At 42.2% G+C, this 15,780-nt stretch carries 12 protein-coding genes and 1 other annotated feature; of the genes, 7 read left to right on the forward strand and 5 right to left on the reverse strand.

The features are described 5' to 3' along the window. Window positions 1-15: 15 nt before the first annotated feature. The 5 genes from hemC to AJGP001_RS07080 all read left to right on the forward strand — a co-directional run bounded on the left by hemC (window position 16) and on the right by AJGP001_RS07080 (window position 8,033). Window positions 16-945, forward strand: a complete 930-nt coding sequence (gene hemC, locus AJGP001_RS07060; RefSeq protein WP_058385661.1) for a hydroxymethylbilane synthase — start codon at window positions 16-18, stop codon at window positions 943-945. Continuing rightward, entirely contained in the window at window positions 938-1,639 is a 702-nt protein-coding gene (locus AJGP001_RS07065; protein WP_071154329.1) for a uroporphyrinogen-III synthase, read from the forward strand. The genes hemC and AJGP001_RS07065 overlap by 8 nt, the downstream gene beginning before the upstream one ends. Next, window positions 1,636-2,619 carry a porphobilinogen synthase gene (hemB, locus tag AJGP001_RS07070; protein ID WP_071154330.1) on the forward strand — a complete coding sequence of 328 codons (984 nt, stop codon included), beginning with the start codon at window positions 1,636-1,638 and terminating at the stop codon, window positions 2,617-2,619. The genes AJGP001_RS07065 and hemB overlap by 4 nt, the downstream gene beginning before the upstream one ends. Continuing rightward, window positions 2,616-3,902, forward strand: coding sequence for a glutamate-1-semialdehyde 2,1-aminomutase (gene hemL, locus AJGP001_RS07075; protein ID WP_078080313.1), 1,287 nt, complete (start codon window positions 2,616-2,618; stop codon window positions 3,900-3,902). Before hemB ends, hemL begins: the two co-directional genes overlap by 4 nt. A 1,224-nt stretch (window positions 3,903-5,126) precedes the next feature. After that, window positions 5,127-5,349, forward strand: a binding site (T-box leader). A 50-nt stretch (window positions 5,350-5,399) separates the two neighbouring features. Beyond that, complete coding sequence (locus tag AJGP001_RS07080) at window positions 5,400-8,033, forward strand: valine--tRNA ligase (protein WP_078080314.1); 2,634 nt, start codon at window positions 5,400-5,402, stop codon at window positions 8,031-8,033. A gap of 267 nt (window positions 8,034-8,300) precedes the next feature. Here AJGP001_RS07080 and AJGP001_RS07085 read toward each other — a convergent pair whose 3' ends face one another. Together AJGP001_RS07085 and AJGP001_RS07090 are read right to left on the reverse strand one after the other, a co-directional pair. Beyond that, window positions 8,301-9,098, reverse strand: a complete 798-nt coding sequence (locus tag AJGP001_RS07085) for an ATP-grasp domain-containing protein (RefSeq protein WP_071154331.1) — start codon at window positions 9,096-9,098, stop codon at window positions 8,301-8,303. Then, window positions 9,095-9,958 (reverse strand): ATP-grasp domain-containing protein, encoded by an 864-nt coding sequence (locus AJGP001_RS07090; RefSeq protein ID WP_071154332.1) that lies wholly within the window; start codon window positions 9,956-9,958, stop codon window positions 9,095-9,097. Before AJGP001_RS07090 ends, AJGP001_RS07085 begins: the two co-directional genes overlap by 4 nt. 70 nt (window positions 9,959-10,028) lie before the next feature. Between AJGP001_RS07090 and AJGP001_RS07095 the strand changes: the two genes are divergently transcribed. Both AJGP001_RS07095 and AJGP001_RS07100 read left to right on the forward strand, forming a co-directional pair. Then, entirely contained in the window at window positions 10,029-11,216 is a 1,188-nt protein-coding gene (locus AJGP001_RS07095) for a bifunctional folylpolyglutamate synthase/dihydrofolate synthase (RefSeq protein ID WP_071154333.1), read from the forward strand. 46 nt (window positions 11,217-11,262) lie between these two features. Then, complete coding sequence (locus tag AJGP001_RS07100; protein ID WP_071154334.1) at window positions 11,263-12,966, forward strand: sensor domain-containing diguanylate cyclase; 1,704 nt, start codon at window positions 11,263-11,265, stop codon at window positions 12,964-12,966. 57 nt (window positions 12,967-13,023) lie between these two features. Here the strand turns inward: AJGP001_RS07100 and AJGP001_RS07105 are convergent, their stop codons facing one another. From AJGP001_RS07105 to AJGP001_RS07115, 3 genes are read right to left on the reverse strand one after another with little or no spacing between them, the layout of a single operon-like run. Further along, on the reverse strand, window positions 13,024-14,814 hold the full coding sequence (locus tag AJGP001_RS07105) for a PulJ/GspJ family protein (protein ID WP_071154335.1): 1,791 nt from the start codon (window positions 14,812-14,814) through the stop codon (window positions 13,024-13,026). Then, a complete protein-coding gene (locus AJGP001_RS07110) occupies window positions 14,811-15,365 on the reverse strand; it encodes a PulJ/GspJ family protein (RefSeq protein ID WP_071154336.1) in 555 nt (184 codons plus the stop codon). The genes AJGP001_RS07105 and AJGP001_RS07110 overlap by 4 nt, the downstream gene beginning before the upstream one ends. Beyond that, window positions 15,358-15,762, reverse strand: a complete 405-nt coding sequence (locus AJGP001_RS07115; protein ID WP_071154337.1) for a type IV pilus modification PilV family protein — start codon at window positions 15,760-15,762, stop codon at window positions 15,358-15,360. The genes AJGP001_RS07110 and AJGP001_RS07115 overlap by 8 nt, the downstream gene beginning before the upstream one ends. Window positions 15,763-15,780 lie beyond the last annotated feature (18 nt).

Here is a 15,780-nt window from a genome sequence, read left to right on the forward strand (position 1 = left end):
AAAGGTAGGATTTAGTTGAGAAAAATTATTGTAGGTTCAAGAAGAAGTAAGTTGGCGTTGACACAAACAAATCAGTTTATTGATAAGTTAAAAGCAGCAGGCGTACCATTTGAATTTGAAATCAAAGAAATTGTCACGAAAGGCGACCGTATCGTTGATGTGATGCTATCAAAAGTAGGCGGCAAAGGCTTATTTGTTAAGGAAATTGAACAAGCTCTTTTTGCTAAAGAAATCGATTTTGCTGTTCACAGCATGAAAGATATGCCTTCTGTATTACCTGAAGGTCTTGCAATTGGGTGTATTCCTGAACGTGAAGACCCGCGTGATGCTTATATTGCGAACGACCATGTAAAATTAATGGAATTGCCAGTTGGCGCAGTTGTTGGAACGAGTAGTTTGCGTCGCAGTTCTCAATTGTTACTAATACGTCCGGACCTTGATATTCAATGGATTCGCGGCAATATTGATACACGTCTTGCGAAATTACATGCGGGCGATTTTGACGCCATTATTTTAGCAGCGGCTGGTTTGAAACGGATGGGCTGGAAAGATGACTTAGTCACTGAATTTATGGAAGTGGACGAATGCCTGCCAGCAATCGGACAAGGCGCATTAGGGATCGAGTGCCGTGAAGACGACAAAGAATTGATGGCTGAATTAGCGAAACTTAACGATGACAATACAGCATTAGCTGTTAACGCAGAACGTAAATTCCTTAAAGACATGGATGGCAGCTGCCAAGTTCCCATTGCAGGATATGCAACAGTGAACGAGGGAGAAATCACTTTTACTGGACTAATTTCTTCACCAGAAGCTGATCAAGTTTTCAAAGAAGTGGCGATTAGTCGCGATCCAATCGAAGCTGGCCGCATCGTAGCTGAGAAAATTAGTGCACAAGGCGGCTATGAGTTAATTCAGCGCGTCAAAGCCGAAAGCAATGTCTAAAAAAGAAAATTTGCTCGAAGGTCAAACTGTGATTTTTACAGGTTCCAGAGAACCTATAGAAGCGCTTGAACATGCACAGTCGTTTGGTGCCCAAACACGTTACTTGCCACTTGTCGAAACAATAAGTCGGCAGTCAAAAAAACCAGATTTTGCAGGCTATGACTGGTTAATTTTTACTAGCCGTACAAGTGCTGAAGTGTTTTGTCAACTGGATGAAACCGTTAGCGCTAAAATTGCAGCAGTAGGTGATCAAACGGCTGCTGTGTTGCAACGGCATGGCCACAGCGTTGATTTTATACCGAAAGTTTTTAGTGCCGATCATTTTATCGAAGAATTCCCACCTGTTTCTGGCGTCGCCAAATGCTTGTTTATAAAAGGTCAAATGGCGAAAAACACCATCGCCTCTATGTCGATGCAAGTGGATGAGTGGGTTGTTTACGATACCATTCTGAATATCGAAAACGCTAAGCTGGTCGTTCAACTAAAAGACGTTATTATTCTTTTCGCCAGTCCTTCTGCTGTGTCGGCGTACCGACAAGCAGGTGGAGATTGGTCGAATATCCGCACCGCGGCGATTGGCCACGTTACGAAAAAGACGATACTAAAAAGCGGCGGAACAGTGGATTACACGCCTAAAAAATATACGTATATAGAAGTTATCAATGAAATAGCGAAAGGAAGTTTGTCGAAATGAAAGAATTAAATTTTAACCGTCACCGTCGTTTGCGCGGTTCTGCTAATATCCGTTCAATGGTTCGCGAAACGAGCTTACATAAAGAGGACTTTATTTATCCGATTTTTGTTGTAGAAGGCGAAAACATTAAAACAGAAATTTCTTCAATGCCAGGCGTTTTCCATTTTTCGTTGGATAAATTAGGTGAAGAATTAGATGAAGTGGTGGACCTTGGAATTCCTTCTGTTATTCTTTTTGGCGTACCGAACGAAAAAGATGCGGTTGGCACACAAGCTTATCACGACCATGGTATCACTCAAGAAGCCATCCGTTTTGCGAAAAATCGTCATCCTGAGTTAGTCGTTATTGCAGATACCTGTCTGTGCCAATATACCGATCATGGCCATTGTGGCGTAATCGAAAATGGTGTGATTTTAAATGACGAATCACTAGATTTACTAGCACGCACTGCGGTTTCTCAAGCAAAAGCTGGAGCTGACATTATTGCACCATCAAATATGATGGACGGTTTTGTTGCTGCAATTCGCTACGGACTTGACCAAGCGGGATTCGAAAACACACCCATTATGTCGTACGGTGTTAAATATTCGTCTGCTTATTACGGACCTTTCCGTGAAGCGGCTCACAGTACACCGCAATTTGGGGATCGTAAAACGTACCAAATGGATCCAGCAAACCGTATGGAAGCGTTACGTGAAGCAACTTCTGATATTCAAGAAGGTGCAGATTTCATGATTGTTAAGCCAGCTTTGTCGTACTTAGACATTATCCGTGAAGTTCGCGATAATTTTGATGTACCGATTGTCGCTTATAACGTATCGGGTGAATACGCGATGGTCAAAGCAGCTGCCGCAAATGGCTGGATTGATGAAAAGAAAATCGTTTTAGAAACTTTATTGAGCATGAAACGCGCGGGAGCAGATATCGTTATGACTTATCACGCGAAAGACGCAGCACGCTGGTTGGAGGGAAAAGAATGACATACGAAAAATCACTAGCCGCATTTACTGAAGCAAAAACTTTAATGCCAGGTGGCGTTAATAGCCCAGTCCGTGCCTTTAAATCGGTCAATATGGATCCGATTTTCATGAAGTCAGGAAGCGGTGCCACAATTACAGATATTGACGGAAATTCGTATATTGACTACGTTTTGTCATACGGCCCATTAATTTTAGGCCATGCTGAACCAGCAGTCGTCAACGCAATTCAAGAAACAGCAGCGCTTGGAACGTCATTCGGTGCGCCAACTGAACTTGAAAATACGATGGCGAAACTAGTTATGGAACGCGTTCCATCGATTGAAATGATTCGTATGGTATCTTCTGGAACAGAAGCAACGATGAGTGCATTGCGTGTAGCACGTGGCTATACCGGCCGCGATAAAATCTTGAAATTCGAAGGCTGCTATCACGGTCACGGCGACAGTCTATTAATCAAAGCAGGTTCAGGTGTCGCAACTTTAGGTTTGCCAGATTCACCAGGTGTACCCGAATCAGTCGCTAAAAATACCATTACCGTGCCATTTAATGACTTAGAAAGCGTTCGTATGGCTTTTCAAGAATACGGCAGTGAACTAGCGGCAGTTATCGTAGAACCGGTTGCTGGAAACATGGGCGTGGTTCCGCCAAACGAAGGCTTCTTAATGGAGCTGCGCAACTTAACGCACGAAAACGGCACGCTTCTTATTTTTGACGAAGTCATGACCGGATTCCGTGTTGGCTATCATTGTGCACAAGGTCATTACGGCGTTACACCCGACATGACGTGTCTCGGTAAAGTAATCGGCGGCGGTTTACCAGTCGGTGCATTCGGTGGTAAGCGTGAAATTATGCAGCAAGTCGCACCAAGTGGTTCTATTTATCAAGCAGGCACACTCTCTGGAAATCCACTCGCAATGCGCGCAGGCTTTGAAACGTTGTCTCGTTTAACAGAAGAAAGCTACAACACTTTTATCGAACGCGGCGACCAGCTTGAAAAAGGATTCCGAGAAGCTGCAACCAAATACAACATCCCGCACACAGTCAACCGTGCAGGCTCGATGATTGGTTTTTTCTTCACAAACGAAAACGTGGTCGACTTTGCAACAGCGAAAACTTCAGATACCGATTTGTTCGCTGACTATTACCGTTTAATGGCGGCAGAAGGTATTTACTTGCCGCCGTCTCAATTTGAAGGCATGTTCCTATCGACTGCCCACACGGAAGAGCATATCGCAAAAACCGTAGAAGCATTCCATGCCGTATTTGCTAAATTGGCACGCTAAAAATAGACAGGGCTATCCTGAAAGGTCATAAAAATGACCCTTTGGGATAGCCCTTTTTTTAGAGTGATTTTGATCTGTTTAAGTAGTCGCTTTTATCTCAATAGTTAGTAGTGAAAAATTAGCAAGATATAGAAAATCGGTATTGCTGTTCCAAAGCTCGCTCCAAGCTATTCATCTCGTCTCACATTGTTACGCTCAAAACGACCGAAGCGATGTATAGAACCTAAGAAAAACGACTATCCCAGTTCAATGCAACCTGACTCAGCGAAGGCGCGTGCACCACCGCCGTCGAGCGTCTCCAGAACCTTACACCCTCTACTCCCACATAAAAATAGGTGCACTTATGCATCCACCACTCCCTAGCTGAGGCGCGTCACGGGCTAGGCGAAGCGCTAAGACGAGTGCTCTTCTCGGCTTAGTGTGAGAGCCATGCCCCAAGCGCTCGAAGCGGTGTATAGAACCTAAGAAAACGTATTATCTCAGTTCAATGCAACCTTACTCAGCGAAGGCGCGTGCACCACCGCCGCCGAGCGTTTCCAGAACTTCACATCCTCTACTCCAACATAAAAGTAGGTGCACTTATACATCCACCACTCCCTAGCTGAGGCGCGTCGCGGGCTAGGCGAAGCGCTAAGACGAGTGCTCTTCTCGGCTTGGTGCGGGAGCCATGCCCAAAGCGACCGAAGCGGTGTATAGAACCTAAGAAAAACGTTCAATGCAACCTGACTTAGCGACGGCGCGTGCACCACCGCCGCCGAGCGTCTCCAGAGCCTTACACCCTCTACTCCCACATAAAAATAGGTGCACTTGTGCATCCAGCAGTCCCTAGCTGAGGCGCGTCGCGGGCTAGGCGAAGCGAAAAGACCGGTGCACTTCCGGGCTTATCGCGAGAGCCATGCCCAAAGCGACCGAAGCGGCATAAGAAAGCGAGGCTACTTTCTCGAGCTTGCACCCCCACATCAATCTTCATTCACTAGGCGAAGTAACGAAACAACACCAACTACCTACCCTACACCACCAAAGCCATGTCCATTGACTAAGCAAGGAGCGAGCACGGGCTAGGCAAAGCAAAAAGACCGGTGAACTTCCGGGCTTATTGCGGGAGCCATGCCCAAAGCGACCGAAGCGACATAAGAAAGCAGAAATAACTACCACCTCAATCAAACCTTACAAAATAAACTTGACGCTAAAACCAAGTATTGAGTACAATAAGAGTAATTAGATATTCATGCGTTGAAGAGGATAGTAAATTGTACGTTACATTTCAGAGAGAAGACCAGTTGGTGAGAGGTTTTCATGAGCGTCCAGTTGAATGTCACCTCCGAGCAGTTGCCGTGAAACGAGTAGCGGGAACCGGACTGAACATCCGTTATGAAACTTGAGAGCCAGGTGTGCAAGTGGACCTGTGTATAAAGGTGGTACCGCGAAAAACTCCTTCGTCCTTTACAGACGACGGGAGTTTTTTGCGTTCTACCAGAAATTAAAGGAGGAATTCCAATGACTGAACAAATGTCCACCAAGTACGATCCACAATCGATTGAAAAAGGGCGTTACGATTGGTGGGTCAACAACAAATTCTTCGAAGCAAAACCTGAAAGCGGCAAAACGCCGTATACCATTGTGATTCCACCACCAAACGTTACCGGCAAGTTGCACTTAGGCCACGCGTGGGATACAACATTACAAGACATCATGACACGCATGAAACGGATGCAAGGCTTTGATGCGTTATGGCTTCCAGGAATGGATCATGCAGGTATTGCAACGCAAGCAAAAGTGGAAGGCAAGCTGAAAGAAGAAGGTCGTTCACGCTATGACTTAGGACGCGAAGCGTTTCTTGAAGAATCATGGAAATGGAAAGATCAATACGCAGGGCACATTCGCGAGCAATGGGCAAAACTAGGGCTAGGTCTTGATTATTCGCGTGAGCGTTTTACATTAGATGACGGCTTATCAAAAGCAGTAAGAGAAGTATTTGTTAAGCTGTATGAGAAAAAACTCATTTACCGCGGCAAATACATCATCAACTGGGACCCGAACACAAAAACAGCGATTTCCGACATTGAAGTTATTTACAAAGACGTACAAGGTGCGTTTTATCATATGCGTTACCCACTTGCAGATGGTAGTGGTCATATTGAAATCGCCACGACACGTCCCGAAACAATGCTTGGCGATACAGCCGTTGCCGTTCACCCGAAAGACGAGCGTTACCAGCACTTGATCGGCAAGAAAGTAATTTTGCCAATTATTGGCCGGGAAATTGAAATTGTAGCGGATGATTACGTAGATAGAGAATTTGGAAGTGGTGCTGTAAAAATTACACCGGCTCACGACCCGAATGACTTTGAAATTGGAAACCGTCATCATTTAGAACGCGTACTAGTTATGCACGAAGACGGTTCGATGAACGAAAACGCTGGCAAGTATGAAGGACTGGATCGTTTTGAATGTCGGAAGCAAATTGTCAAAGATCTGCAAGACCTGGATGTGTTATTTAAAATTGAAGAGCATTTGCATTCAGTAGGCCATTCTGAGCGTAGCGGAGCAGTGGTTGAGCCTTACCTATCAACACAATGGTTTGTCGATATGAAGCCACTTGCTGCTGCTTCAGTTGAGGCACAAAAAAACGATGCGGGTGTTAACTTTGTGCCGGATCGTTTTGAGAAAACCTATTTGCACTGGATGGAAAACATTCGCGATTGGTGTATTTCGCGCCAACTTTGGTGGGGACATCAAATTCCAGCTTGGTATCATAACGAAACAGGCGAAATCTATGTAGGCCACGAAGCACCGGCAGACGCTGAAAACTGGACACAAGACGAAGACGTATTAGACACGTGGTTCTCATCTGCTTTATGGCCGTTCTCGACACTTGGCTGGCCAGAAGAAAACGATGATCTTAGCCGTTACTACCCGACGGACGTATTGGTGACAGGCTACGACATCATTAACTTTTGGGTGTCACGGATGATTTTCCAAGCTTTAGAATTCACGGGTGAAAAACCGTTTAAAGATGTCTTGATTCACGGACTTGTGCGTGACGCTGAAGGGCGTAAAATGTCCAAATCACTTGGCAACGGCGTTGACCCGATGGACGTTATTTCTGAGTACGGAGCCGATTCGCTGCGTTATTTCCTCGCAACAGCTTCGTCTCCAGGACAAGATCTTCGGTACGCAAACGACAAAGTCGAGTCCGTTTGGAACTTTGCCAATAAAATCTGGAATGCGTCTCGTTTTGCGTTGATGAACATGGAAGGCATGACGTACGACCAAATCGACTTGTCAGGCAAAAAGTCCGTTGCGGATTCATGGATTCTGACGCGTTTGAATGAAACCATCGAACAAGTAACGGAACTTGCAGAACGCTATGAATTTGGCGAAGTGGGCCGTTCACTTTACAACTTTATATGGGATGATTTCTGTGACTGGTATATCGAAATGTCGAAATTGCCATTATACGGTGAGGACGAAAGAGCGAAGAAAATGACGCGTTCAGTTCTTGCTTACGTACTCGACAACACGATGCGTCTATTGCACCCGTTCATGCCATTTATTACAGAAGAAATTTGGCAGAACTTGCCGCATGAAGGTGAATCGATTACCGTTGCGGCGTGGCCGACAGTAGATAACTCATTAACAGACCAAAGTCAGTCTTCAAGCATGAAGCTGTTAATGGATGTGATTCGTTCTGTACGTACGATCCGTGCAGAAGTACAATCGCCAATGAGCAAAAAAGTGCCGTTGACGATTTCGGCAAAAGATGCCAATACGCATGCCGTGCTAGAAGCAAATGCCGCGTATATCGAACGTTTCTGTAACCCGGAAACCTTAACGATCGGCGAAAACATGGTAGCTCCTGAAAAATCGATGTCTGCAGTAGTATCCGGTGCTGAATTGTTTGTGCCACTTAAAGGCTTGATCGACATTGATGCAGAACTTGCGCGTCTCGGTAAAGAACGCGAAAAATGGGCAAAAGAAGTCAAGCTCGTGAGCGGCAAATTGTCGAACGAACGCTTTGTGTCTAAAGCGCCAGAAGCAGTTGTCGCCGAAGAACGTGCGAAACAAGCCGATTACCTAGAAAAACACGCAACAGTTGAAAAACGTATCGAAGAATTAAAGAACTTGTAAAACGAAAAAAACCGTTTTCCCAATGGGGAGAGCGGTTTTTTGTAGTTAACAAGCTAATAAATTAGACTTAGGAATGGACATTTCACATATCGTTTTGGTATAGCTCTCGCAAAAAGCGAGCCTTCTCGCTTCGCTTAGCCGCTGAACACGCCGACGCTAAGAAATTCACTAAATCAGAAATGTCGAATTTTTTCGGTGTTTACATAAAAATAAAGCAGACTCCGGCAGAATATCCAGAGGTAAAAAATAGTCCAACTTAACTAGAAATCATTTCGGTCGATCTTCCCGCCCGAACGGTGCATGTTGTTCCAGTGTTCGCAGGTACTCTACTAACAATTCGGCGATGTTTTCTTCGTGTGTTTTATAAAATGACCGGGCCCCAACAGGATCTTCGATTTCATTGAACAGGTGCTGACCGTCTTCTAATAGTAAAAAATCGATTCCGACATAGTCGCTTTTTAAAGCGCGGGCAATACGTAAGACATCCTTTTCTTGAGCGGCAGTGAGGATGTATTTCTCAACAGTACCACCGAGAGAATAGTTCACTTTAAAAGAGTCTTTAGAGCTGCGTTTGACAGCACCAACGACTTTATTGCCGATTACATAAGCACGGACGTCCGCTTGGTGCTGAATGACCGGCTGGAAAATCAATGGCGAAGAGGTAACGGGTATGTCTTGAACGGCTTGGAGCAGCCAAACTTCGGAACCTCCGTGCCCGTCTGCGGTTTTTGCCACACACGGAAATTCAGTTGCTGTTTGGTAGCTGGGAATAACAGGCACTCCAAGGAATAGAAACAATTGATAACTTTGCCATTTGTCATTGGCAATGCGGTTGACTTCGGCACGATTTACCAGTCGAACCTGTTGGTCTTCTAGAAATCGTGCAGCTTGAGGGCGCCGCGCGCGAAACACCACGGTTTCACTTTTAACGGTTTCCGCGAGTAGCTGGAGTCCGTTTGAACTCCAATCGTCCCACTGAATCAAACGAACATCACCAAAACGCTGCAGTTCTTCTATAAATTCGTGGTTGCGTTTTGCGTCTGCTGTTTCATAGAGAAGTTTCATGCTAAGTCCTCCACTATATAGGCAATCATGGCGTCTGCGACATTAATGCCTGTGACATTTAAAATATTGCGGATGTGCGCGGCGGCATTGACTTCGCATACTAATGGCTGATCGTTGTCACCAAACAACAAATCGACTCCAGCAAAGGTGGCGCCAACGGCATCAGCAGCTTCTAACGCTAGTTTTTCTTGAACGACAGTTAGTTGGATTGGCGACGCCACACCGCCATTTGTTATATTCGCGCGGAAATCTGTTTCAGAATGACGATACATCGCTGCCACAATTTGATCTCCTACAATATTAACGCGAATGTCGCGACCGCGGCTCGATGCGATAAATTCCTGGAATACAAAATCGACACCTCGTAGGTTATCGACTTTTTCGTAAAATTCCGCTTCGGTTTCAATTAAATAGACTTTCATGCCAAAAGAGCCGTGACCTTCTTTAATGATCATCGGCAAGTTCAACTGATTGATAATTTTCTCGAAATAACCAGATTCTATTATGGAGAAGTTCGGATAAACTTTTGGGGCAACAATCGTCCGTGGCATGGGCAAATCGTGCGCTGCTAGTTGGACATATTGAGTCGCTTTGTTGTCGCATAAATCAATCACTGCGGGGTCGTTGTAAACGGGCACCCCTCGACTTTTTAAAAAGTAGCCAAGTAAGATATCTTTATCCAATAACACGGCAAAATCGGGTATACTTAAATTGACTGATAAATCCATTACAACCTCATAATTTTTCATAATTTTTACATCTATGCCGGCTCTTTCTGCTGCCTCGGCAACCAGCCTAGCTTGGTCTTCAAACTTATCGGAAACTAAACTTCCATTATAAATAACCCAACAACTTGTCATATCCATTCCACCTTCGGGCTAATATCCTACTTAAAAAGTGTATCATGTTTACTAAGAAAAGAGGCTCTTTATGATCATCGGACTAGAACAATACAAAACAAAATGGAACATACAGACAGACTCAGCCATTCACCCTGGATTAGAGGCCATCACATCTGTTCTGGAGGAATTAGGCAATCCACATAAAGCAGGCAAGTTTGTTCATCTGGCTGGAACAAATGGCAAAGGATCCACCGCAACGTTTCTGTCAGCGATCTTACAAGCACACCAACACAGTGTCGGTAACTTTTACTCGCCTTGCATTGAAAATCTTCATGATCAAATTCAAATCGATGGAAAACCGGTTAGTTCAGATGAACTTGATCTGGTGATGAAACAGTTAAGTATGGTAACAACACCATTAACTGATTTTGAACTATTAACAGCAGCCGCATTTATGATTTTTCGAAATCATGCACTTGACTTTACCATTATTGAAGCAGGAATGGGGGGAGGATTGGATAGCACAAATGTGATCCATCCAGAAATTGCGATCATCCCATCCATCTCCATGGACCACACAAACTTTCTTGGTACTACAATAGAAGAAATCGCTTGGCATAAAGCAGGAATTATTAAAAAGTGGAAACCTGTCGTAGTGGGTAAACTGCCACGTGAAGCATTGGAAATCGTTCAAGCCACTGCGAACGATTTGCATGCTGAAGTAATCCAACCACAAGAGTTAGCTACTGTTCAACTAAAACTTAAAGGACCGCATCAGTTAGTAAATGCGAGTTTGGCATTAGAAGCTGCGAGAGAACTGCTTGGCGCTAGGTTTAGCGAACAAAAAGCTCTACAAAGCTTGACGTCTGCACATATCGCTTACCGGTTTGAAGAAGTTTTTCCTGAAGTTTTCTTTGACGGTGCCCACAATAAAGCGAGCGCCGAAGCATTGGTTGAGACGATCAAACAACTGTTTCCGAATCGTCCGATTCACATTGTTATGGGAGTACTGAAAGGGAAAGACTATGCGAGTGTGCTACGTCAATTAGAAACGGTTAGCGATCATTTTACCTTTGTTGACTTTGATGACAGCAGAGTATTACCCGCAGAAATATTATTTTCAGAAAACTCTAGCAAAAGGAAGACAATTCTAAATTGGTATGATATATTACCTGTACAAGATAAAGAGGAAGTGACTATAGTCACTGGTTCGATTTACCTGCTTACTGTTCTGAGAAATTCTACTTCTCCATTTTTTCAATGTTATCAGTCATAGGCATAGGTTAAATAATAGATAGCTGCATAAGGAAGGGAAGGATGTTATGGCCGGTAACAATAAACGGAAAAAAATTCTTTGGATGCTGTGGGTATTGTTGGTGCCGATAAGTTTAATCATTGCTTATCAGTTGTTCCCACCGACCATAGAGGATCCTTGGAACTTGTTTGCTTATGTGTTGTTTTTTGTATTAATGAGTTTGATGCCGATGAATATTAACGGGGCGTCGACTTTTTTAGTGCAATGGGTGACAGTTGCACTGTTCTTAAAGTATGGAATTTTTATTGAAATACTGGTTTCACAATTGACCATGCTCATAGTTTTGTATCGCAGTCGGACAGATGAGGAGCAGTCGGTGCGAATTCCTTTTAACTCCATGATGTTTTTAGCTGTTTCGCTCATTGCTGGCCTAACATATATCGCAGTAGGGGGTGAGTTTAATTCGCTCAACCTGACAACTGTTATCATCTTCGGACTGATCTTCCAAGTAGCTTCCGTATTGAGCAATCAAATCATTTATTACTTATATGATTATACGACAGGCAATCGCAGCAAGTTCTTTTCGATAGACGCCATATGGGACTTCGCTTTAATGCTGCTGGTTTTTCCGTATGCCATTGCGTTGTATCTATTCGAAGCCTATATTGGTATCGCCGCACTGGTTTTACTAGGAGTACCGTTTTTGACAATGACTGTGGTCATGAAAATGTACAACCATTCAGAGCAAATTAATAGCGACTTAAAAAAAGCGGGCGTAATCGGTCATCAACTTGCTGCGCGTTTAGAGACAGACGAAATACTCGACTTGTTTGTCGCGCAAGTCGCCAAAATGTTTAAAGTTGAATACACTTATGTCATCGATTACCGTAACGAGTTGCAGCAATTTTTGCGAATTTATGAAAACGATCAATTTGAGTCGCGTAACATTGCCCCAGTCCCCTATAAAAAGGGCGTCGCGGGACAAGCTATCCTGACCGGCGAATCTTCTATCTACAATGAAAAAGCAGATTGGGGAAAATTGGTGACAGGCAATTTTCCAGCAGATACAGAAAGCATCATGGCGACACCTATCGCACGCAACAACAAAATAGAAGGCGTGCTTGTACTGGCATCTAAAAAGAAATACGCCTTCGCCAAGCACCAACTGCAAATTTTAGAAATCCTCAGTACGTATTTTGCCGTGTCACTGGAAAAAGCCGGCTATATGCAAAAAGTTATTGCCAAAAGCGAACGCTGTGGCTTAACCAAATTGTATAATTACCGCTTTCTAGATGAAAGCTTAGAAAGCTGCATAAAAGAACTGAAAGAAGGACGACTGGATCAATTGTCCTTGGTCATGATGGACATTGATTACTTCAAGAGCATAAACGATCGGTATGGACACCAAAGCGGCAACGATATCCTCATGCAGCTAGCGGATATATTAAGAGAAGAGATTGGCGACGAAGGAACGATTGCTCGTTACGGCGGCGAAGAATTCGTCGTATTGCTTCAAAATTACAGCAAAGAGCTCGCTATGTTACTTGCTGAAAACTTGCGCAAGCGCATTGAAAATCATGATTTTCTAATCGAAAACGATTTAGGAGCAGATCGTCAGCAACAAATTGTCCACATTACGATGAGCATGGGTGTATCAACTGCACCTGACGATAGTGATGAAGGAATGACGCTCATTCGAAATGCGGACAGGGCGTTGTATATTGGCGCAAAGCAGGCAGGACGGAACAAGGTTGCGGCGTATGTAAAGTAAAAATAAAGAAAAAAGACGGGGATCATCCCCGTCTTTTTTTTTGTCTGGATATATATTTTAGTCTGGATTAAGACTTCTCTCTTTTTTTATTGGGTCAATAATATTTTGCGGCAGAATAACGCTACTTGTGTAATCGATTGTATTTTTGTACGTATCTAATAGTTCTTGGTCGTAAATAATTTGAAGTCTTGAGGCGGCGCTTTCTTGGTTTTCTCTAGTTTCGTAAAAGTGATTGTTAATTGTTTGATATGGTTTCAGAACAGAGGATATATCAGGTACGTCTCTACACCAATACAAAAAGCTTTCATAGCGCCATTCACTTCCAGGTGATTTAAACGAAAATCGACATTCTTCTTTGGTTCCATTTTGAACTGTTTGTTGCCATTCAGATAGATCCTTCTTTGATTTACCCTTCATTGCATTCAAAACAATATTATTAGCAGCAACACCTCCAATGATTTTTGTGTTGGAACCAAAACCATATAACTCCATAGTCCCAGAGGAATAAAAGAAACCATTGACTGTACTAGGAGTATCAAGAAATTCAGACAAATTTGAAAGAATGAAGTTTCCATCTGAGAAGACAATTAGTGATCCTCTTTGAATATCTTTTTCTTTAATACCAGAAATTGTTACATATTGAATAGAGACTTTTCCTTTTACGAACATGGTGAAATTTGCTTGAAGATTAACTTTATTAATAGTGACATCGCCGTTTACATAGATTCTTTTCCCTTCAATTGAAATATTTTCGAAGTTGCTATTGGAAGAGTTTCCAATCGTAAGATCTTCATTAACATATATATTTTTATCAAATTTAACATCAGTACCGTTACCTCTTATTGTTAAGTTTTTTGCGTAATTAGTTGAAGTTTTGGAGCTTAGATCCGATGTAACAGTTGTATTACTCGTTACTTTTGAATAAGAGCTTCTATCAATATTAAATTCATCTACAAAATTAACAGGTTTAATTTTTTCGACTTCGAATTGAACATCAGGCGCATAGTCAGTAGCAAAAATTCTTTCGGTATTTTCTCTGCTAAGTTCACTATAGTTTGAGTTAGTAAAGTCTCCGGTAATGTGTTGTGCATAAGTTCTATTAGGAGTACTTCTAAATTGATACGCTTTTCCACCCAAATTAAGCTTGCTGTTTACTAAATTATTATCACTGTTGAGCGTTTTGAGTGAGCGGGGATATACACTTTGAAGCCAGCCTCCGTCCCCATGGCCGTTATTAGTAGAAAATATATTTCCGGCAATGTTCATATCACCAGTAATTTCAGAGCCGCCGTTAAGAAGAAAATTCCCACCATTATCACCCTTTTTCACAGTAGAAACGGTGTAGTTGAGAACTTTTTGAACATCATCTGCGCCCATGACAATAGTTTCATAAACAGCCGATTCTTGGTTGCCTTTATAACCAGTACTTTTGAAAACCAATTCTTTTTTCGTTTTACTACCGCTACCATCAGTTAAGTCATTAATTTTATCAATGCATGTTTTAAATTTTCCATCTCCTGCTTCATCGACTGCTGATATATCTTTCTTTGTTGAGCATAAAAAATTGTTAGTTATATTATTAAAGTGGGCTTCAAACTGAGTATTTGTCATGCCATTTTTATATTGAGTAGGAAAAATCTTTAATTGGGCAGACACTTCTTTTTCTATTCTTACTATTCCTTTGGTAGCTAAATCTTGAGATTGAATTATGTGCTCTCTTGTACTATTTTTTTGTGCTCCGTTGAAAGTCATAGCCATCAAACTAGCACCTAGGATGCTAAACAACACAATTACCACTAAGGTAAGTATCAGGGAGTATCCTTTTTCATTAACTAATGATTTATTCATCCTGAAGCCTCCTTAGAATCATCAATTACATTAATTGTATTTTCAAATTTTATCGAATGCATAGTTTTCCCTTTTAATGTTTGCAGAGTAAAGATAATTGTATAGGTATTCGAATCGTCTTTTTTTCTAATTATAGTAGGAGAAAGGGGACTGCAATCAGTATTCAAGAGCTTAATGTTGTCGTTATAGAAATTAATCTCATTTCCTTTCACGAAAACTTTACCATTCTCAAATCCAGTTTTATAGATTTCGATAGTTCCATTACTGGCTTTAATTTTTTTTACCTCGATTAATGATTTGTTAACTCCAGCAGTACATTGATTTTTTAAGCTTATTTGAGACTTCTTTAGTACAAACAAATCTTTTACCATACTTGCCATAATTAAGTCAGCTTCGTCTCTAAGTTGTGATTCAACTTGAATTCTTTGGTAATTTGAATATCCTTGAAAAAGAACGGAGTACGTAAGAGTGGCGATAATACTTACGATTACAAGGGTGGCTAATAGTTCAACTAAGGTCACACCATTATTGTCTTTTATGATTTTAATCATATGGAACATATCCTTCCACTGAACTTTTATGTTTTGATGTTTCAGAATTAACCGTAACCACCACATTCAAGAGGGACAGTTTGTTAAATTCATCTGTAGTTTGCGAAATTTTGATGGTAACTTTATATTTTTTACTATTCATTTCAAAAGAACTTTGTACTTTACCTTTACTAGCATTTTGTATAGTGGGTGGAAAAGGGGTAATAAATTCAGAGGGATTAGCTTTAACCCTCTCCAAATAGGCATCAGCCAAATTAATGACTACCAATTTTTCATTATTGGATACTGCCAACCGATTTGTATTCGCAAAAACTACTGTAAAACTCGTCAATACAATAGAAAGAATGACTAGGGAAGCAAGTACCTCGACTAGTGTAAACCCTCTATCGTTATTCATATAAAACCTCATTGTATT

This window comes from Planococcus faecalis (assembly GCF_002009235.1).
GTDB lineage: Bacteria > Bacillota > Bacilli > Bacillales_A > Planococcaceae > Planococcus > Planococcus kocurii.